Consider the following 16,499-nt stretch of genomic DNA (forward strand, 5'->3'; position numbering starts at 1 on the left):
TTACTCCAAACCGAAACGAGGGCGGGCTTCCGCCGAAAGAGCTAATTCCCCTGGCGCTGCTTGTGGCGGGGGTTCTCGCAGATGATCCGAACGACACCACGCCGCCGGACCACCTTGCACTTGTCGCAGATCTTCTTGACGCTCGGGCGCACCTTCACGGGGAGCCTCCAGATTCCTCAAAAACTACGTTACTTGTGCCGGTACGTGATCCGGCCACGGCTCGGGTCATACGGCGAGACCTCGACGGTCACGCGGTCGCCCGGCAGGATCTTGATGTAGTACTGCCGCATCCGGCCGCTGATGGTCGCGAGGACGCCGAGGCCGTTGTCCGCCTTCACGCGAAACATGGCGTTCGGCAGGGCCTCTTGAACCACGCCGTCGAACTCGAGCTTGTCGCCCTTCGGTTCCTTCGGCGGTCTGGTCTGATTCTTACGCCTCATTCTCCACCCGAGCCCGGCCGGCCAATGGCCGACAGTACCCTGTGCGTCACGTCTTCAGGCTTCCCGACCCCATCGACGCGATGCAGCAGCTTCTTCTGCTCGTAGAACGGCAGAAGCGCGGCCGTCATCGCCTCGTAGGCATCGAGACGCTTTGCAACAGCCTCGGGCCGATCATCGGCCCGATGCTCTAGCTCCGCACCGGGGGGCGGCGGATTATAGACGAGATGATATATCTGTCCACTTCGTTTGTCAGTGCGGCGATGGATCAACCGTTCCTCGAGCAGGGGACGCGCCACGTCCAGCTGGATCACCGCGTCGATCCGGGTACCGCCCTGGCTGGCGAGCAGGTCGTCGAGCGCGTCCGCCTGGGGCACCGTCCTGGGAAATCCGTCCAGGAGGAAGCCATTGCTGCAGTCGGGCTCGACCGTCCTGCGCGCGATGAGGCCGATGACGGCCTCATCCGGCAGGAGTCCGCCAGAGTCCATGATGTCCAGATAGCGCTTCTCCAGCGTCCCCGACCGCTTTGCCTCGCGCAGCATGTCGCCTGTCGAGATTTGCGGGATGCCGAAGCGGGCGCACAGCAGCTTTGCCTGCGTACCCTTCCCAGCTCCAGGAGGTCCCACCAGAACCAAGATCATTTGCCCTCCATCACGCTTCCGGGAGCCTGCGGCCCCGGATGCGGGTGGCACCGGGGCCCGTCAGCCCCTCGTAGCTCCGCGTGATCAGGTGCGCCTCCAGCTGGTTCACGGTGTCGAGCGCGACGCCGACGACGATCATCAGCGACGTACCTCCGAAGCCGAAGGGGACACGCAGGAGGTTGCCGACGATCGAGGGCACCACGCACACCGCGGCGACATAGAGCGCGCCGCCCACGGTGATCCGCTGGATCACGCGGTGGATGTAGTCCGCCGTCTGCTTGCCTGGCCTGATCCCGGGGATATTTGCCTGTTGCTTCTTCAGGTTCTCCGCGACGTCCACCGGCTGGAACGTGACGTTCGTGTAGAAGAAGCAGAAGAAGATGATGAGCAGCGCGTAGCCGGTGTTGAAGACCCAGTCCCCCCGGTTGATGATCGCCTGGAGGTGGTCGGCCCCGGGGACGTTCATGTTCGCGAGCGTCTGCGGGAACATCAGCAGCGACGACGCGAAGATGGGGGGGATGGTCCCGGACGTGTTCACCTTCAGCGGCAGGTGCGCGGTCTGCCCGCCGTAGACGCGGCGACCGACCTGGCGCCGCGAGTACACGATCGGGATCTGACGCCTGCCGTTCTCGAAGAAGGCGATAATGGCGATGACGAACACGATGAACGCGACGACCGCGGCCATCGTCAGGGGCTGGAGATCGCCCGCGTTCTGGGCGAAGTAGTTGCCGAGCTCCGCCGGGATGCGCGTGACGATGCTCGCGAAGATCAGGAGCGAGACGCCGTTCGAGACGCCGCGCTCCGTGATCTGCTCGCCGATCCACATCAGGAACGCGGTCCCGGTCGTCAGCGTGACGACCGTCATCAGCTGAAAGCCGATGCCGGGGTGGTTCACGATCCCGGCCCCGGTCTCGCTGCTCGACAGGCCCTCGAGCATCTTCGCGATCGAGAAGGCCTGGAACAGCGAGAGCGCGACCGTGCCGTACCGCGTGTACTGATCGATCCGCCGGCGGCCCTGCTCGCCCTCTTTCCGCAGCTCGTCGATGGGCTTGTAGACCATGCCCATGAGCTGCATGATGATCGAGGCCGAGATGTACGGCATGATCCCGAGCGCGAAGATCGACAGGTTCTCCAGCGCGCCGCCCGAGAACATGTTGAAGAAGCTCAGGAGCCCGCCGGACTGCTTCGCGACGTACTGCCGCATCGCGTTCCGGTCGACGCCGGGCGTCGTCACGAAGACGCCGACCCGGTAGACCGCGAGCATCACCAGGGTGAAGATCACGCGTCGCCGGAGCTCGGGGATCTTGTGGAAGTTGGTGATTCCCGCGAGGCTGGCCATAGGCGATCCTGGACTCCGGCTTGGTGGGTGCGCGTGCGCGCTGGCTACGAGGACGAGGAGTCCGTCGAGTTGCCCTGGGGTGCAGGCGCCGCGAGCACGACCGCCTTGCCCCCCGCCTTCTCGATCTTCTCGACCGCTCCCTTGGAGAAGCGGTGCGCCGTCACCGTGAGCTTCTTCGTGAGCTCACCGTCGCCGAGGATCTTCAGCACGTCGAACCGCCCCTGAACGAGGCGGCGCTCGTGGAGCGCGATCAGATCGACCTGCGCGCCATCGTCGAACGCCTCGAGCGCGCCGACGTTGACGTTGACGACGATGTCAGCGAGCGGGTTGCGGAAGCCACGCTTCGGGAGGCGACGCTGGATCGGCGTCTGCCCGCCCTGGAAGTGCTTCTTGTTGATGTTGCCGCCGGCCCGCGCCTTCTGCCCTTTTTGTCCGCGGCCAGACGTCTTGCCGACGCCCGAGCCCACGCCACGGCCAACGCGGAGCCTCTTGGTTACGGCGCCTTCAGGGGCTTGGAGCTTAGAGAGAATGTCCATGTTTCACACTTCCGTACGCGGCGACTCCGCTGGAATGACGATCTCGCTTCTCAGGCCTTCGAGGAGGTCGCACCGTCGGCGACCTCCTCGACCTCGACGAGGTGGAGGACCTTCTTCACCATGCCACGGAACGAGGGCGTGTTCGCGACGACCACCTCGGACCCCGGCCCACGCAGGCCGAGCCCCTTGATGATCTTGCGGGTGTGCTCGACCTGGCCGATGTTGCTGGCCTTCTGACGTACCCGGAGCTTCACTGCGAGCCTCCTTCACCGCCGCCGCTCGGTGCACCACCGCCACCGCCCGGCTTCCCGGGGGGCGGCGCGACGCTCGCGCGCCGTCGACCCGCGGTGTTCGTGCCACCGCGGCGCTGGTAGTCGAGCGAGTCGAGCTGCATCGACCGCTTCCCGGCGACGCTCTCCGGGCTCTTGAGCCCACGGAGCGCCGCGACGGTCGCGTGCACGACGTTGTGCGGGTTGCTCGTGCCGAGCGACTTCGACAGCACGTCGTGGATCCCCGCCGACTCGACGACGGCGCGCACCGCGCCGCCGGCGATGACGCCCGTCCCAGGGCTGGCCGGCTTCAGCAGGACCTTGCCCGCCCCGACGTGGCCGAACGAGTCGTGCGGGATGGTCACGCCGTCCAGCGGGATGCGGAACAGGTTCTTGCGAGCCTGATCGTTCCCCTTGCGGATGGCCTCCGGCACCTCGTTCGCCTTGCCCAGGCCGATGCCCACGTGCCCCGCTTCGTCGCCCACCACGACCAGCGCCGAGAAGCTGAAGCGCCGGCCGCCCTTGACGACCTTGGCGACGCGGTTGATGTGGATGACTCGCTCTTTCAGCTTCTCTTCGTCGACATGATCGAACGCCATAACCGTCCTCTATCACGTTCTCCGCCGCGGCAGTTGACCGCGCCCGCTGCCCTCACCATCAGGGCAGCGGCTGTGGGAGTCAGAAATCGAGACCTGCCTCGCGCGCCGCCTGGGCGAGGGCGCTGACGCGCCCATGATACAGATAGCCGTTGCGGTCGAAGACGACCTTGTCGATCTGCCTCTCTTTGCAGATCCTCGCGATCAGCGCCCCGACCTTCTTCGCCGCCTCGACCTTGTTGTCCTCGTCGAGGGAGCCCTTGAGGTCCTTCGACAGCGTCGAAGCGTGGGCGAGGGTCTTGCCGCTCACGTCGTCGATGACCTGAGCGTAAATGTGCTTCGAGCTGCGGAAGACGCTGAGGCGCGGGCGCTCCGGCGTCCCCTCGACCTTCTTGCGGATGCGGAGCTTCCGGCGCTCCCGACCGACGATTTTCATGCCCATGACCGTCTCGTCCCTCGGTGCAGCGGCGTAAACGCCGCCGCTCGCCTTTACTTCTTGCCGCCCTTGCCGGCCTTGCCAGCCTTCTCCCGCACGCGCTCGCCGCGGTAACGGACGCCCTTGCCGCCGTACGGCTCCGGCGGCCTGAAGCCACGGATCGTCGCGGCCGTCTGCCCGATGAGCTCCTTGTCCGCGCCCGTCAGGACGAGGATCGTGCCCTTCGAGTCCGCCGGGATCGTCGCCGTGAGCCCCGTGGGCACCGGGAACGTCACCGGGTGGGAGAAGCCGAGGGCGAAGTTCAGCGTCGTGCCCTTGAGCTCGACGCGATAGCCGGTCCCCTTGAGCTCGAGCGTACGCTCGTAGCCCTCGGCGACGCCCTTCACCATCGCGGCCACGAGCGCCCGCGTGAGGCCCTGGAGGCGCGACCCGTCGCGCCCCGGCGCCACCGAGCTCACGTGCAGCTTGCCGCCGTCGAGCTTGATGTCCACCTTGTCGGTGATCGCGCGGGAGAGCTGCCCCTTCGGGCCCTTGACGTCGATCTTCCGGCCGTTGACGGTCGCGGTGACCCCCTTCGGCAGGTCGATCGGGCGCTTGCCGACGCGCGACGTCTTCGGAGCGAGCCGGCTGTCACCGTTCGCGGGCTGGGCTGCGTTCGCCTGAGCTTCCATCACCACACCTCGCAGATCAGCTCGCCGCCCATCTTGAGGCGACGCGCATCCCTGTCGCTCATGAGCCCGCGGGACGTGCTCAGGATCGAGATCCCGAGCCCGCTGAACACGCGCGGGATCCTGTCGTGACGCACGTACACGCGGCGCCCGGGGCGGGAGACGCGGCGCACGCCGTCGATCGCGCTCTGACGATCGCGCCCGTACTTGAGCACGATCGTGAGCTTCTTGGGACCCTCACCCTCGGTCTCGCGCACGTCGGCGATGAAGCCTTCGGACTTGAGGATCTCCGCGACCGCGGCCTTGATGCGGCTCGCGGGAATCTCGGTCCTGTCGTGCCGCGCGAGCGCCGCGTTGCGAATGCGGGTCAGCATGTCGGCGATGGGATCGGTCATCATAGAATCACCAGCTGGCCTTGATCACACCAGGGAGCTCACCACGGAGCGCGAACAACCGAAGGCAGACGCGGCAGAGCTCGAAGTCGCGGTAGTAAGCGCGCGCGCGCCCGCACACCTTGCAACGGTTCTTGTGCCGCGTAGAAAACTTCGGCGGACGGTTCAGCTTCGCAAACTCTTTTGCACGGGCCATCGAAAATCCCTCAATGCCGGAACGGGATGCCAAGCTCGGTCAGGAGCGCGCGTCCTTCTTCGTCCGTCTTCGCCGTCGTCACGAACGAGATGTTGAGCCCCTTCACGACATCGATCTTGTCGTAGTCGATCTCGGGGAAGATGATCTGCTCGCGCAGGCCCATCGTGAAGTTGCCCTTGCCGTCGAACCCCTTCGGGCTCACGCCCTTGAAGTCACGAACACGCGGGAGAGAGAACGCGATCAGGCGATCCACGAACTCCCACATCCGCTCGGCACGCAGGGTCACCATCACCCCGATGGGCAGGTTCTCGCGCAGCTTGAAGGTCGCGATCGACTTCCGGGCACGGGTCACCACCGGCTTCTGGCCGGAGATCGCCCGCATGTCCTCGACGGCGGAGTCGATGATCTTCGGGTTCTGCACCGCGGCGCCGAGACCCATGTTGATGACCACCTTCTGCAGGCGGGGCACCATCATCGGGTTCTTGTAGCCGAACTTCTTCGCGAGCGCGGCCGTCACGCTCTTCCTGTAGTGCGTGCGCAGCCGGGGAGCGTAGTTCGGGTCGCGCGGGCGATCCTCGGCCGGCCCGGAGGCCTCGGCCTCGGCGCCCTTGGCCTTCGCGCCCTTGGCTTCCTTGCTCTTGGCGGGCGCCTGAGGCTTGGCCTGCTGCGGCTTGGGCTTGTCCTTGCCCTTACCGGCGTCCTTGGCCGCCTTGTCCTTGTCCTTCTTGTCCGCCATGGCTAGCCCACACCGATCGCGCTGCCGCTCTTGCCGACGCGCGTCTTCTTGCCGTCCTCACCGACGCGCACCTTCACGCGCGTCGGCTTGCCCGTCGCCGGATCGACCGGCATGACATTCGAGGCGTGAATCGGCGCCTCCTTGGTGATCTTCCCGCCCTCCTGGTTGCGCGGCGTGGGCCGCTGGTGGCGGGTCACCGTGTTCAGGCCTTCCACGACCACGCGATCCTCGTCAGCGAGGATCTTCGTGATGCGGCCCTGCTTCCCCTCCTCCTTGCCGCTGATGACCTGCACGAGGTCACCGACCCTGAGGCGCTTCATCAGAGGACCTCCGGAGCGAGAGAGATGATCTTCATGAACTTCTTCGCGCGGAGCTCGCGAGCGACCGGCCCGAAGATGCGGGTGCCGATCGGCTCCTTCTCCTTGTTGATGAGGACCGCGCTGTTCCCATCAAACTTGATGTAGCTGCCGTCCGAGCGCTGGTACTCCCGGGCGGTGCGGACGACGACGGCGCGCGCCGTCTCGCCCTTCTTCACCTTGGTGCCCGGCAACGCCTCCTTGATCGAGACGACGATGACGTCGCCGAGGGCGGCGTACTTGCGGCGCGAGCCGCCGAGCACCTTGATGCACTTCACGATTCGGGCGCCGGAGTTGTCCGCGACCTCGAGATGCGTCGACACCTGGATCATGGCGCTACTCCTCCACCGGGCGGGCAACGAGCTTGGTCACGAGCCACCGCTTGTCGCGGGAGATCGGCCTGTGCTCCGTGATCTCGACGCGATCGCCCACCTTGTACTGGTTCGTCTCGTCGTGCGCCTTGTAGCGCTCCCGCTGACGGACGTACTTCTTGTACACAGGGTCGAGCGCGTTCCGGATGACCTCGACGGTGACCGTCTTGTTCATCTTGTCGCTGGTCACCTTGCCGACCAGCTTGCGCCGGAAGCCGTGCGCCTTCGCCTCGGTCTCACCCTGCGCAGGCGCCGCGGCTGCCAGCTCGGGCGCCGCAGCGACCGGCTGCTGGGTCTTTGCCTTCTTCTTCGCCATGGCTACGCCTTCTCCTCGGCACGCGCACGCTGCGTGAGGATCGTCTTCACCCGCGCGAGATCCCGCTTCGACTTGCGGATCGTCGCCGTGTCGTTCAGCCGATTCGTGAAATTTTTGAACCGCGCCTCGAACAGGCCCGCCGCCAGAGACTTCTCGAGCTCGCGCAGGTGCTCGGTGGTGCGTTCACGCAAATCCTTCGCCTTCATCGCCTACCTCACGTCAGCCCGCGGGCGAGGAACTTGCACTGCATCGGGAGCTTGTGCGACGCGAGGCGGAACGCCTCCTTCGCAGTCTCCTCGCTCACGCCGCTGATCTCGTACATCACGCGGCCCGGCTGCACGAGCGCGCACCACTCCTCGGGCGCGCCCTTGCCCCCACCCATGCGGACCTCGAGCGGCTTCTTCGTCACCGGACGGTCCGGGAAGATGCGGATCCAGAGCTTGCCCGCGCGCTTCACGTGCCGCTGGATCGCCATACGAGCCGCCTCGATCTGCCGCGAGGTGACGCGGGCAGGCTCGACGCACTGGAGCGCAAAGTCGCCGAAGGAGACGTCGCTGCCCGTCATGGCGAGGCCGCGGTTGTTCCCCTTCTGCATCTTGCGGAACTTGGTTCGCTTCGGAGACAGCATTCTGCAATCCCTCTACTGGATCCGGCGCGCCTTACGCTGCAGGACCTCGCCCTTGAACATCCAGACCTTCACGCCGATGATGCCGACCTTCGTCTTCGCCTCGGCCAGGCCGAACTCGATGTCGGCGCGGAGCGTGTGCAGCGGCACCCGGCCCTCGCGGTAGGTCTCGACGCGGCTCATCTCGCTGCCACCGAGCCTGCCGGCGCAGCGCACGCGGATGCCCTTCGCGCCGAACTTCATCGCGGTGGCCACCGCCTTCTTCATCGCCCGGCGGAACGCGATCCGGCGCTCGAGCTGCGTCGCGATGTTCTCGGCGACGAGCTGCGCGTTGGTCTCGGCCTTCCGGACCTCCTGCACGTCGATGAACACCTCGTTGTCGGTGAACGACGACACGCCGGGGAAGAGCGTCTCACCCTTGGACGCGGTGCCGACGTTCCCGCTCTTCAGCGTCTCGATGCCCTTGCCGCCCTTGCCGATCACCATGCCCGGGCGGGCGGTGAAGACGATCACCTTCGCGCGGTTGGCGGCGCGCTCGATCTCCACGCCGGCGATGTTGGCGTTGTAGAGGTACTGCTTGATCGCGCGCTTGATGCGGATGTCCTGGTGGAGCCACTTCTGATACGCAGCGCCGTCCTCGTACCACTTGCTGCTCCACGTCTTGATGACACCGACGCGGAAGCCATACGGATGGGTCTTTTGTCCCATATCGGCAGGTCCTCTACTTACTTTCTCTCGTCGACTTCGATGACGATGTGCGACACGCCCTTGGTGATCCGGGTCGCACGGCCCATCGCGCGCGGCCGCCAGCGGCGGTTGAACTTGTTCGGCCCCTTGTCGACGGTGGCCTTGCTGATGAAGAGCGCGTCGATGTCGGCGCCCGCCTGCTGGGCGTTCGCGACCGCGCTCTCGATGATCTTCCGCAGGACGGGGGCGCCGCTCTTCTGCGTGAACGAGAGCAACTGGATCGCCTCGTCCGCGTCGCGACCTCGGACGAGATCAGCGATCATGCGAGCCTTGCGCGGGGCGATCCGCGAAAACATCGCACTGGCTTTGCTTACCATTCGAGATACCTCGCGACACCGGCGGGCGGAGTGACTCCGTACCGGGTTTCGGTTCGCTGCGAACCGGTTGCACCGTCGTACGCTTCCGGTCCCAGCCCGACGTCCATCGACGTGGGCCCCCTTCGCGTCACCGGGGGGGTTCCCGCGGCGGCCGAAGGGGCGGAGCTGGGATCGAAGCGCCGTTACGGCTCTTCTACTGGGAGACCGGGAGGACACCCGATCGCCCGGGAAAACGGAGCGCGGTGATTACCAGCGGGAGGCGCGGTACGCAAGCGCGATTCTTCCGCGCCCTTTCAGTTTGTTTCGCGCGTCCCCGCGGCCTGAGCAGCTTTTCAGCTCTTCCTGAACGGACGTCCGGAGGAGCCGGGCGCGCCGGCCTGGTGCCCGGGCAGGCGAACGGACGACCACGACGCTGAAATCTGTTCTTGACACTGACGAAATGCAGCTGAAACAAGCGGTCGACGGCGGCCTGAGCCGCCGACGGCGGAGGTGCGCCCCCGGAGCGTCGGCGTCGGACGGCTGGACCAGGCCGAAGAGCAGGATTGCGAGGGGAATAGGGGAGCCCCAGGTTCAGTCGAACGCACCAGGCCGTGGAACTCTTCCCTGACATTGTAGGAGGCACCGTGACCATGCTTGCTCGCCATCGCCATTCTTTCCTCGCGCTTACCTTCATCTTGCCCGCCATCGTCACCGGCTGCGTCGTGACCACGGAGGACACCGACAACGACGTGGACCAGACGGTCGGACCCGGCGTCACCCACGGGTCCACGAGCAGCGGAGGCGACGGCGGCGACGGCGGCCAGGGCGGCGACGGCGGCCAGGGCGGCAGCGGCGGCGACGGCGGCCAGGGCGGCAGCGGCGGCGGCGATGCCTGCATCGAGGCGTCGGACGGCAACCTCACGGTCGCGGCCTGTGACGAGCTCAACATCTCGCCTGCGCAGGGGGCGACGAGCCAGTGCGGCGCGACCCGCGACGAGGACCCGATCGGCTACGGGCTCTGCAAGCACGGCTTCGCCGTCTTCTCCCCGGGTCACGCCGCGGACCTCGTGGACTGCCTGAGCGACATCGGTGTGGAGCGGGCGTGCGATGTGGAGCCCGTTCAAGCGTGCATGAATCGCACGTACGCCAACGCGTGCCCGCACCAGGCCGACGAGATCTGCGACACCATCTCCGACTTCTGCGACGCCGGCACCTTCGACACCTCCAAGTGCGCGGCTCAGATGAACCCTCTCAACCGAGATGCAGCGGACGATCTCGTCGCGTGCATGAACGACAACCCCAATGTCTCCTGCCAGGAGGCTTACGACGCATGCTACACGGAGATCATGGCCTTCGAGTGACCCGGCCGCCGCCCCGGGTGCGCGGCCTGCGCGCCCACCGTGCGCGCTCTGCTCTCGCGGTTCTTTTCCCCTGGCGGTCGACGCACACCAGATGACCTCTGGGCCTCTCACCAGCTCACGCCCACCTTAGCGCCCCGTCGCGCGCACCCTCTCATGTAGGCCCGTTCGGGGAGCCCCCGAGCGCGGTATTCGGTTGCAAAAAAGATCGCGGGAAGGGATCCTCGGCTCCTCCGTGGCCAAGGACTCCTCCCGCCCGCGCCTGGCAGCTTCCGTTCCGCGATCGCCGGGGGCGCGTCCATTCCGCGGTGGAGCGCTGCTCGGCGTGCTCGTCGCGTCGGCCGGCTGTGCGCCGGGGTCGACGACAGCTGAGCAGATCACACCGCGCCTGATGGTGCGCGCGTCGCTCGAGGGGACCGCCGCCGTCCCGACGGAACGGCGCATCAAGGCCAAGGAGAGCGCGCTTGCTGCCGTCAAGGACAGCGCGGCGCTCGCGTCCGGGATGGAGTCCGAGATCGGCGCCACCCCGATGTCCTCCTCGGCAGGCAGCACGCGCTGTCCCGCGGAGATGGCCCTCGTCGACGATCGCGTGTGCGTCGACCGCTGGGAAGGCGCTCTGGTCGAGGTGACGCCGACCGGTGAGCGCCCCTGGTCGCCCTACGATCCGATTGACGGGAACGAGCGCCGCGTCCGCGCCGTCTCCTGGCAGGGGGTCATCCCCCAAGGTTACATCAGCGGGCGGCAGGCCAAGATGGCGTGCGCGGCATCGGGCAAGCGCCTGTGCACTTCGGAGGAGTGGGTGACCGCCTGCCGAGGACCGGACGACACGACCTTCCCCTACGGCGCGCTCCGCCAGCAGGGCGTGTGCAACGATGACGAGCGACGCGTTCACCCCGTCGCCCAGATCGCGGCGTTGCTCGACATCAAGCCCGAGGAGCGCTGGACGACGGCGATGAACAACCCGCTCATCAACCAGCTGTCCGAGGCGCTGCTCCCCACGGGCGAGCGCGCGGGATGCACCAACGCCTACGGCGTGTTCGACATGGTAGGCAACCTCCACGAGTGGGTCGATGACCCGAGCGGCACCTTCCGTGGCGGCTATTTCATGGACACGATGCGCAACGGCGAGGGCTGCAAATACGCCACGACCGCCCACTCCTTCGGCTACCACGACTACTCGACGGGCTTCCGGTGCTGCATGGATCCGGAGCAGGCCGACTAGTGCAGGCCGCGCGGCGTGCGGCCGGCGGTAGGGCAGACGCGGATCGAACGCGAAGATCGGGGCGATTCAGCGGGGAGACAGGGCGATCGCTGCGCGCGCATCCCTCCGTGACGCGACGGGCGCTCCGACAAGGCGGCTCGGGCGCGGCGCGAGCGAGCGTGCGAGTCGTGGATAAGCCAGGGCGACACCAGCGAAGAGATTGCCGATGTTCGACTCCATAGTGAGCGCGCCCACGCGGCGCCGTGCCGCTGCGACCGCCCTTGCCGCCCTGATGAGCCTCCTGGCGCTCGGCTGCGAGAAGAAGGAAAAAGCAGCGCCCATCACCGTCCCGCCACCCCCGGGCGCAGCATCATCGGATGAGCTCACCACCGCCATTGGCCAGGCGCGTGGCATCGATTCGGCTCTCGCGCCGTCGTCGACCCGATGGCGACGGGCGTTCGTGCTCGATGAGAGGCGCGCCGTGGTGACAGGAGAGATCGAGAACGAGGCGATCGCGCTCGTGACCGAGAACGCAGGGCGGACCTGGCGATCTCTGCGGCGCGTCCGCGAGGGGTGGTCGACCTGGTCGGTCGGCGGAGACGGCGCCACGGTGCTCACCGCCGGTCCGCGCGGCCCGGCTCTCCCGGCGGAGACGCGCGGAAATCGAGGGACGCCGCCCGCGCTGGACCCGCCGAGCGTCTTCTTCGCTCCGTTCGATGCGACCGACCTCTCGGCGCCTTCACCGGTCACGCTTCCCGCGCTGAGCCGCGGAGCGCGGCCGCTGGTGAACGCGGTGCCCGCGGTGCTCTCCGCCGAGAGCGCCGCGCTGCTCGTGGAGCCCAAGCCTCGGCACGCGACCCTCGTCTATGCGGGGCCGGCGGGCGCCGAGCCGGTGCCTCCCGTCCCGCTCCCCACGCAGGAACAAGCGCTGCCGGTGCCTTATGGCCGCCCGCCGGTGCTCCTGTCGGTGCGCGGACGCAACCTCCTCGTACGGCCCGTCCCCTCGCCGGGGAAGCCGCTTGACGCACCGAAGAGCGTCGAGGGACTCGCGATGAACCCAGCGGCGATTGCCGCGCTCTCCACGACACCAGCATGCGACTTCGCCGGGTGGTCGTTCCAGCTCGTGCCTCAGCCGCCCGACAAGACCGCCGTGGTCGCCGTCTCCGCTGCCCAGACAGCCGTGCTGAAGCTCCCGGCGAAAGCCGCGCCTGGAGCGTCGGTCGGCTGCGCAGCCGATCGGATCATGGTCGAAGTCATGACGCCCACAACCGGAGAGCCCACGCTCGCGACGTGTACCCTCCAAGGCACCTGCATCATCGCCGAGAAACCGCCGTTTCGCCCCTGGCTGGAGCCGCATGAACGGTCTGTCGCCCTGGCGCCCACACGCGAAGGGGTCACCGCAGTGCTGACCTCCCGCGCGGCAGCGCGATGGGGGCTCTATATCGCGCTATCGCCAGAAGTGGGCAAGATCTACGACGTCCCCAGGGTAATCGGCGAAGGCACAGGCGAGCGCGGCCGTATCGAGCTCGGCACCCTCCTCTCGTTCGGAAATCGACTCTTGATGCTCCTCCAAGCGGACGTGACCGGAACATCGCGCCGCGGCTGGTATGTCGCGGCCTCCGATGATGGCGGGCTCACCTGGAGCCCGCCCTGAGCTCCGTCTCGAACGGGACAACCATTCCAAACGCAACGCGTCAGCACAGCTTGCATCCCATCTGATGCTGACGTGCGCGGTGGTCCCCAGACCTACTTCGGAGGAGCGGCAGCCGGAGCGACGCGCTTGCGTCCTCCCTTGGCGCTCGGCTTCTTCACGGGCGCAGGCCCCGCCGCGGTCTTGCGCGCGTTCGCGCTCGCCTGCTCGGCGGTCTTCGCGTCGCCTGCATAGCGGGCGAAGCGACGGTCGCCACCTTGGAAAATCCGCTTCTCCAGCTTCAGCTCTTTCAGCGCTGCGGCGGCGCGGGTCTGCGGGATACCCGCCTGCTTCGCCACCTCGCTCGCGCTGACGCCAGAGCTCGCTTTGACGACGCGCTCGACGGCATCCAGCGTCTCCTGACGCTCCGCCGACGCGGCCGGCGACTTGCGCGGGCGACCAGGCCGACGCTTCGGCGCGGCGCCGCGCTTGGCCGCGACGGAAGACGTTTTGGACTGGACCGCTCCAGCGCGGGCGCGCGAGCGGCTGCGGCGCGGCGCCGCAGGAGGAACCAACGGCGCTTCCCCTGTCACGGCGCCCAGCTGATTCTTGACGAGCGCGAGGATCGCCTCGTCCGGCATCTTCCGCACGAGGTTTACAATCTGCTGTGAAAAGGCGTCCGTTGCCATGTGCTCTCCCTCGTCGCCGAATCCAGCTCGGCGGTTGGATACGACTATGCCGTTGCCACTTGCCTGGTCAAGCGAATTGAGGATAGAGGGCCGTCTTTTCTTTCAATAGGCGCTGCGGGCGGGCTCAATCGGAGAGCTCATTGGACGGGACGGCCCCGAACGGCTGGGCTGCTTTGCTCGACAGGCGCCGAGCGATGAAACCCTCGCCAGCGTCGATTGATGGCCGAGACCCCTCCCCCGCGCAGGACGGCCCCGAGGCCGCTCCAATCCTCTCTCGACCCCCTTGACGATGCACTGCGGCATTGCGTGTCTCGGGTGCTCGGGTCTGGTCAGGTAAGCACCGTCCGAGAACCGAGCAACCCCGCGCCTCGGGCCGCGCCCGTCACGGGCGGCAATGCGGGCGCGCGCACAACCGTGAGGTGCAGCGACCCGGCGCGAGCCTCCTCACCCCCAATCATTGAAGCGCCTCACGCAGGGTGCGACCGCCTGGCGACCCCACACAGGCGGCCGGTGCGTGGCTACATTGCACGCCCCGGGCGCACGACTGACCTATGCGGAGGCGTGATAGGATGCGCCGCTCGGCGGGTGGGGCGCAGCACGGACGCTTCGCTATGAGCGCCGGCGGGGGCGAGAGTCCGGGTCGAGCTCTCCGCACGACATCCGCTCATCACGCCGGGGATTGCGCGGACCCGGGCCCACTCTGGCCTCCCGATCGAGCGCCAACCCGCCGAGCTCTTCGAAATGACGACTCTGCCGCAGCCCCGCCGCCGGAGGCGCGCTCGGGTCGCGCAGCGCCGCTCTCCACGTCACGCGCGGCTGCTCCCCGCGGCTCCCGCTGGGTGGGCGCCTCCAGGCCGTCGTGTCCGGCGGACCGGTGTGTACGCGCGGCTCAGGCTCATCCCGCGAGACACCTCGTTACATAGCAGAGCGCCGAGTCGCGCTCGCCCTCGTCTTCGGCCGCTCCGATCGAGCCCTCCCGAGAGAGCTCAGCCTTGGGCCCCGCGCTCTCGAGCGCGAGTCCGCGCGTCCGCGCGTCCACCCTGGGGGGCATGTCCTCTACGACATTGGCGCCCGCTCCAATGAGAGGAGGACGCCGGCGGGGAGCCGGCCCGCTCCACCTCGACTTCTTCAAACGCCTTCCTGTCCATATCTACGGCGCCCAGGATCCACCCCGCCCCCGCTCGACCTCCGTCCGACCAGCGGCCGAGATTGACCAGCCGCCGGCAATCGGTTGACACGCGCGTCGGCCGCGGAGAAGGATGCGCGCATGTCACTGGTGCGCGTGCTCGAGCCGGAGGTCATGGATACCGACGAGGACGCGCGGGCCTACGACAGCATGGACCACGCCGTCGTGAACACGGCGTTCTGCGACGCGCTCCTCTCCCACAACCCCGGTCTCGCATACGCCCTCGACGTCGGCACAGGGACGTGCCTGTTGCCCATCGAGCTTTGCAGGCGCGTCCCCGCGGCGCGGATCAAGGCGATCGATCTCTCCGCGGCGATGCTCGATCTCGGGCGCCGCCACGTCGAGCAAGCCGGGCTCACCGACGCCATCGCGCTCGCGCTCGTGGACGCCAAGGCGCTGCCCGAACCGGATGAGACGTTTTCAGCCGTGCTCTCGAACAGCATCGTCCACCACATCCCGGAGCCGGCGCAGGTGCTGCGCGAGATGCTCCGCGTCCTCCGGCCCGGCGGCCTCCTGTTCGTGCGAGACCTGCTCCGTCCGGAAGACGAGGCGTCGATCACCGCCCTCGTCGACACGTACGCAGCGAACGACACGGCGTACCAGCGAGCCCTCTTCGACGCGTCGCTGCGCGCGGCGCTCTCGCTCGACGAGGTGCGTGAGATGCTGCGCTCGCTCCGGATTCCCCCCGAATGCGCGCAGGTGACGAGCGACCGGCACTGGACCCTCGCGTTCCGCAGGGCGTCCTGATCCGGAGGCGCCGCGCGCTGATCCGGGGCGCGGGCACGTCAAATCGACGCGACGGCCAGCCCGGCTCGTAATAAAAGCGTCCACGTGAACGCCACCGGAACACGAGCTCGCCGGGCGCGCGGCGTTGCCCCCGCGCTCTTCCTGTCCTTCGCCATCGTCCTCGCGGCATGCGAGGAGAACCCGCCTCGCCCGGGCGAACCGGAGCGGCCCGCGCCCCCGCCGCCTCAGCCGAGCGCGGCGCTCGCGCCGCCCGCGGCCAGCTCGGCGACAGCAGAGCCCCTGAGCGCGGGCGCGCCGGAAGACGCGGGCGCCGCGACGGGCACGCCCGTATGGCAAGGGACATGGGAAGGGCGCTACGACGCCAAGAAAGGCAGCGTCGTGATGCCCCCGAAGGTCAAGGACGCCGCGCGCCAGAAGGACGACGGGAAGCAGGCCACCGGCCCTGGGACGGTGACGCTAACCATCGAGCCGAGCGGTGAGCTGAAAGGAACCGCGAAGGGAGCGCTCGGCGACGCGACGCTCGTGGGAAAGGTCGAGGACGGCATGGTCCGCGCATCGGTCTTCCCCGCAGATCCGCGCGCGCCGAACGCGATGACCGGCGTCCTGGTCGGCGAGCTGAAGGAGAACGCCATCCACGGCAGGATCCGGGTGACCGGGCCCGATGCCCTCCTGGTGCGCGAGTCCCCCATCGATCTGAAGAAGAAGTGATCAGCGCAGCCGAGCGAGACGTC

At 67.8% G+C, this 16,499-nt stretch carries 24 protein-coding genes and 1 pseudogene; 5 read left to right on the forward strand and 20 right to left on the reverse strand.

Going from position 1 to position 16,499, the window contains the following annotated elements; translation table 11 throughout:
- Positions 1 to 41 precede the first annotated feature (41 nt).
- The 19 genes and pseudogenes from rpmJ to rplV all read right to left on the reverse strand — a co-directional run bounded on the left by rpmJ (position 42) and on the right by rplV (position 8,978).
- Positions 42 to 158: a 50S ribosomal protein L36 gene (gene rpmJ / locus WMF19_RS44680; protein WP_012240549.1), complete on the reverse strand. Its 117-nt coding sequence runs from the start codon at positions 156 to 158 to the stop codon at positions 42 to 44.
- 30 nt (positions 159 to 188) lie between these two features.
- Complete coding sequence (gene infA, locus WMF19_RS44685) at positions 189 to 440, reverse strand: translation initiation factor IF-1 (protein WP_012240550.1); 252 nt, start codon at positions 438 to 440, stop codon at positions 189 to 191.
- Entirely contained in the window at positions 437 to 1,078 is a 642-nt protein-coding gene (locus WMF19_RS44690; RefSeq protein WP_437895945.1) for an adenylate kinase, read from the reverse strand. The genes infA and WMF19_RS44690 overlap by 4 nt, the downstream gene beginning before the upstream one ends.
- A gap of 10 nt (positions 1,079 to 1,088) precedes the next feature.
- Positions 1,089 to 2,417 carry a preprotein translocase subunit SecY gene (gene secY, locus WMF19_RS44695; RefSeq protein ID WP_437895946.1) on the reverse strand — a complete coding sequence of 443 codons (1,329 nt, stop codon included), beginning with the start codon at positions 2,415 to 2,417 and terminating at the stop codon, positions 1,089 to 1,091.
- 44 nt (positions 2,418 to 2,461) lie between these two features.
- The gene (rplO, locus tag WMF19_RS44700; RefSeq protein WP_272102125.1) at positions 2,462 to 2,953 is read right to left on the reverse strand and encodes a 50S ribosomal protein L15; all 492 of its coding nucleotides are present in this window, start codon (positions 2,951 to 2,953) and stop codon (positions 2,462 to 2,464) included.
- A gap of 50 nt (positions 2,954 to 3,003) precedes the next feature.
- Complete coding sequence (rpmD, locus tag WMF19_RS44705; protein WP_012240554.1) at positions 3,004 to 3,207, reverse strand: 50S ribosomal protein L30; 204 nt, start codon at positions 3,205 to 3,207, stop codon at positions 3,004 to 3,006.
- Between the two features lie 134 nt (positions 3,208 to 3,341).
- Positions 3,342 to 3,821 (reverse strand): annotated as a pseudogene (gene rpsE / locus WMF19_RS44710) (30S ribosomal protein S5); the annotation flags it as partial.
- Between the two features lie 79 nt (positions 3,822 to 3,900).
- Complete coding sequence (gene rplR / locus WMF19_RS44715; RefSeq protein WP_012240556.1) at positions 3,901 to 4,260, reverse strand: 50S ribosomal protein L18; 360 nt, start codon at positions 4,258 to 4,260, stop codon at positions 3,901 to 3,903.
- 47 nt (positions 4,261 to 4,307) lie between these two features.
- Positions 4,308 to 4,925 carry a 50S ribosomal protein L6 gene (gene rplF, locus WMF19_RS44720; protein WP_437895947.1) on the reverse strand — a complete coding sequence of 206 codons (618 nt, stop codon included), beginning with the start codon at positions 4,923 to 4,925 and terminating at the stop codon, positions 4,308 to 4,310.
- Complete coding sequence (gene rpsH, locus WMF19_RS44725) at positions 4,925 to 5,320, reverse strand: 30S ribosomal protein S8 (RefSeq protein ID WP_272102122.1); 396 nt, start codon at positions 5,318 to 5,320, stop codon at positions 4,925 to 4,927. The genes rplF and rpsH overlap by 1 nt, the downstream gene beginning before the upstream one ends.
- Before the next feature lie 4 nt (positions 5,321 to 5,324).
- Entirely contained in the window at positions 5,325 to 5,510 is a 186-nt protein-coding gene (locus tag WMF19_RS44730; RefSeq protein ID WP_012240559.1) for a type Z 30S ribosomal protein S14, read from the reverse strand.
- Between the two features lie 10 nt (positions 5,511 to 5,520).
- Positions 5,521 to 6,246, reverse strand: coding sequence for a 50S ribosomal protein L5 (gene rplE / locus WMF19_RS44735; RefSeq protein ID WP_437325722.1), 726 nt, complete (start codon positions 6,244 to 6,246; stop codon positions 5,521 to 5,523).
- Positions 6,247 to 6,248: 2 nt separating this feature from the next.
- Positions 6,249 to 6,566 carry a 50S ribosomal protein L24 gene (rplX, locus tag WMF19_RS44740; protein WP_272102121.1) on the reverse strand — a complete coding sequence of 106 codons (318 nt, stop codon included), beginning with the start codon at positions 6,564 to 6,566 and terminating at the stop codon, positions 6,249 to 6,251.
- Complete coding sequence (gene rplN / locus WMF19_RS44745) at positions 6,566 to 6,934, reverse strand: 50S ribosomal protein L14 (protein ID WP_012240562.1); 369 nt, start codon at positions 6,932 to 6,934, stop codon at positions 6,566 to 6,568. Before rplN ends, rplX begins: the two co-directional genes overlap by 1 nt.
- Positions 6,935 to 6,938: 4 nt before the next feature.
- Complete coding sequence (rpsQ, locus tag WMF19_RS44750; protein ID WP_437331223.1) at positions 6,939 to 7,238, reverse strand: 30S ribosomal protein S17; 300 nt, start codon at positions 7,236 to 7,238, stop codon at positions 6,939 to 6,941.
- 53 nt (positions 7,239 to 7,291) lie between these two features.
- The gene (gene rpmC, locus WMF19_RS44755) at positions 7,292 to 7,495 is read right to left on the reverse strand and encodes a 50S ribosomal protein L29 (protein WP_272102120.1); all 204 of its coding nucleotides are present in this window, start codon (positions 7,493 to 7,495) and stop codon (positions 7,292 to 7,294) included.
- 8 nt (positions 7,496 to 7,503) lie between these two features.
- Entirely contained in the window at positions 7,504 to 7,917 is a 414-nt protein-coding gene (gene rplP, locus WMF19_RS44760) for a 50S ribosomal protein L16 (RefSeq protein ID WP_012240565.1), read from the reverse strand.
- 12 nt (positions 7,918 to 7,929) lie between these two features.
- Positions 7,930 to 8,622: a 30S ribosomal protein S3 gene (gene rpsC / locus WMF19_RS44765; protein ID WP_061609597.1), complete on the reverse strand. Its 693-nt coding sequence runs from the start codon at positions 8,620 to 8,622 to the stop codon at positions 7,930 to 7,932.
- Positions 8,623 to 8,639: 17 nt separating this feature from the next.
- Positions 8,640 to 8,978: a 50S ribosomal protein L22 gene (rplV, locus tag WMF19_RS44770; protein ID WP_012240567.1), complete on the reverse strand. Its 339-nt coding sequence runs from the start codon at positions 8,976 to 8,978 to the stop codon at positions 8,640 to 8,642.
- Positions 8,979 to 9,607: 629 nt separating this feature from the next.
- Between rplV and WMF19_RS44775 the strand changes: the two genes are divergently transcribed.
- The 3 genes from WMF19_RS44775 to WMF19_RS44785 all read left to right on the forward strand — a co-directional run bounded on the left by WMF19_RS44775 (position 9,608) and on the right by WMF19_RS44785 (position 13,170).
- Positions 9,608 to 10,318 carry a hypothetical protein gene (locus WMF19_RS44775; protein WP_437901747.1) on the forward strand — a complete coding sequence of 237 codons (711 nt, stop codon included), beginning with the start codon at positions 9,608 to 9,610 and terminating at the stop codon, positions 10,316 to 10,318.
- 322 nt (positions 10,319 to 10,640) lie between these two features.
- Positions 10,641 to 11,537, forward strand: a complete 897-nt coding sequence (locus WMF19_RS44780; protein WP_437895948.1) for an SUMF1/EgtB/PvdO family nonheme iron enzyme — start codon at positions 10,641 to 10,643, stop codon at positions 11,535 to 11,537.
- A 205-nt stretch (positions 11,538 to 11,742) separates the two neighbouring features.
- A complete protein-coding gene (locus tag WMF19_RS44785; RefSeq protein ID WP_437895949.1) occupies positions 11,743 to 13,170 on the forward strand; it encodes a hypothetical protein in 1,428 nt (475 codons plus the stop codon).
- Between the two features lie 92 nt (positions 13,171 to 13,262).
- Here the strand turns inward: WMF19_RS44785 and WMF19_RS44790 are convergent, their stop codons facing one another.
- Positions 13,263 to 13,835: a hypothetical protein gene (locus tag WMF19_RS44790; protein WP_437895950.1), complete on the reverse strand. Its 573-nt coding sequence runs from the start codon at positions 13,833 to 13,835 to the stop codon at positions 13,263 to 13,265.
- Between the two features lie 1,267 nt (positions 13,836 to 15,102).
- Here WMF19_RS44790 and WMF19_RS44795 point away from each other — a divergent pair.
- Together WMF19_RS44795 and WMF19_RS44800 are read left to right on the forward strand one after the other, a co-directional pair.
- Entirely contained in the window at positions 15,103 to 15,768 is a 666-nt protein-coding gene (locus WMF19_RS44795) for a class I SAM-dependent methyltransferase (protein ID WP_437895951.1), read from the forward strand.
- 84 nt (positions 15,769 to 15,852) lie between these two features.
- Positions 15,853 to 16,476, forward strand: coding sequence for a hypothetical protein (locus WMF19_RS44800; RefSeq protein WP_437895952.1), 624 nt, complete (start codon positions 15,853 to 15,855; stop codon positions 16,474 to 16,476).
- Positions 16,477 to 16,499 lie beyond the last annotated feature (23 nt).

Source organism: Sorangium sp. So ce124 (genome assembly GCF_051525235.1).
Classification (GTDB): Bacteria; Myxococcota_A; Polyangia; order Polyangiales; family Polyangiaceae; genus Sorangium; species Sorangium atrum.

Excerpts from the sequence above, each read along its gene's own strand:
- rpsC (WP_061609597.1), bottom strand. The coding sequence starts at position 8,622 with ATGGGACAAAAGACCCATCCGTATGGCTTCCGCGTCGGTGTCATCAAG.
- WMF19_RS44775 (WP_437901747.1), top strand. The coding sequence starts at position 9,608 with ATGCTTGCTCGCCATCGCCATTCTTTCCTCGCGCTTACCTTCATCTTG.
- rplO (WP_272102125.1), bottom strand. The coding sequence starts at position 2,953 with ATGGACATTCTCTCTAAGCTCCAAGCCCCTGAAGGCGCCGTAACCAAG.
- rpmC (WP_272102120.1), bottom strand. The coding sequence starts at position 7,495 with ATGAAGGCGAAGGATTTGCGTGAACGCACCACCGAGCACCTGCGCGAG.
- rplN (WP_012240562.1), bottom strand. The coding sequence starts at position 6,934 with ATGATCCAGGTGTCGACGCATCTCGAGGTCGCGGACAACTCCGGCGCC.
- rplF (WP_437895947.1), bottom strand. The coding sequence starts at position 4,925 with ATGGAAGCTCAGGCGAACGCAGCCCAGCCCGCGAACGGTGACAGCCGG.
- rplE (WP_437325722.1), bottom strand. The coding sequence starts at position 6,246 with ATGGCGGACAAGAAGGACAAGGACAAGGCGGCCAAGGACGCCGGTAAG.
- rplP (WP_012240565.1), bottom strand. The coding sequence starts at position 7,917 with ATGCTGTCTCCGAAGCGAACCAAGTTCCGCAAGATGCAGAAGGGGAAC.
- WMF19_RS44795 (WP_437895951.1), top strand. The coding sequence starts at position 15,103 with ATGTCACTGGTGCGCGTGCTCGAGCCGGAGGTCATGGATACCGACGAG.
- WMF19_RS44690 (WP_437895945.1), bottom strand. The coding sequence starts at position 1,078 with ATGATCTTGGTTCTGGTGGGACCTCCTGGAGCTGGGAAGGGTACGCAG.
- rplX (WP_272102121.1), bottom strand. The coding sequence starts at position 6,566 with ATGAAGCGCCTCAGGGTCGGTGACCTCGTGCAGGTCATCAGCGGCAAG.
- rplR (WP_012240556.1), bottom strand. The coding sequence starts at position 4,260 with ATGGGCATGAAAATCGTCGGTCGGGAGCGCCGGAAGCTCCGCATCCGC.
- WMF19_RS44785 (WP_437895949.1), top strand. The coding sequence starts at position 11,743 with ATGTTCGACTCCATAGTGAGCGCGCCCACGCGGCGCCGTGCCGCTGCG.
- WMF19_RS44790 (WP_437895950.1), bottom strand. The coding sequence starts at position 13,835 with ATGGCAACGGACGCCTTTTCACAGCAGATTGTAAACCTCGTGCGGAAG.
- rpsH (WP_272102122.1), bottom strand. The coding sequence starts at position 5,320 with ATGATGACCGATCCCATCGCCGACATGCTGACCCGCATTCGCAACGCG.
- rplV (WP_012240567.1), bottom strand. The coding sequence starts at position 8,978 with ATGGTAAGCAAAGCCAGTGCGATGTTTTCGCGGATCGCCCCGCGCAAG.
- infA (WP_012240550.1), bottom strand. The coding sequence starts at position 440 with ATGAGGCGTAAGAATCAGACCAGACCGCCGAAGGAACCGAAGGGCGAC.
- secY (WP_437895946.1), bottom strand. The coding sequence starts at position 2,417 with ATGGCCAGCCTCGCGGGAATCACCAACTTCCACAAGATCCCCGAGCTC.
- WMF19_RS44730 (WP_012240559.1), bottom strand. The coding sequence starts at position 5,510 with ATGGCCCGTGCAAAAGAGTTTGCGAAGCTGAACCGTCCGCCGAAGTTT.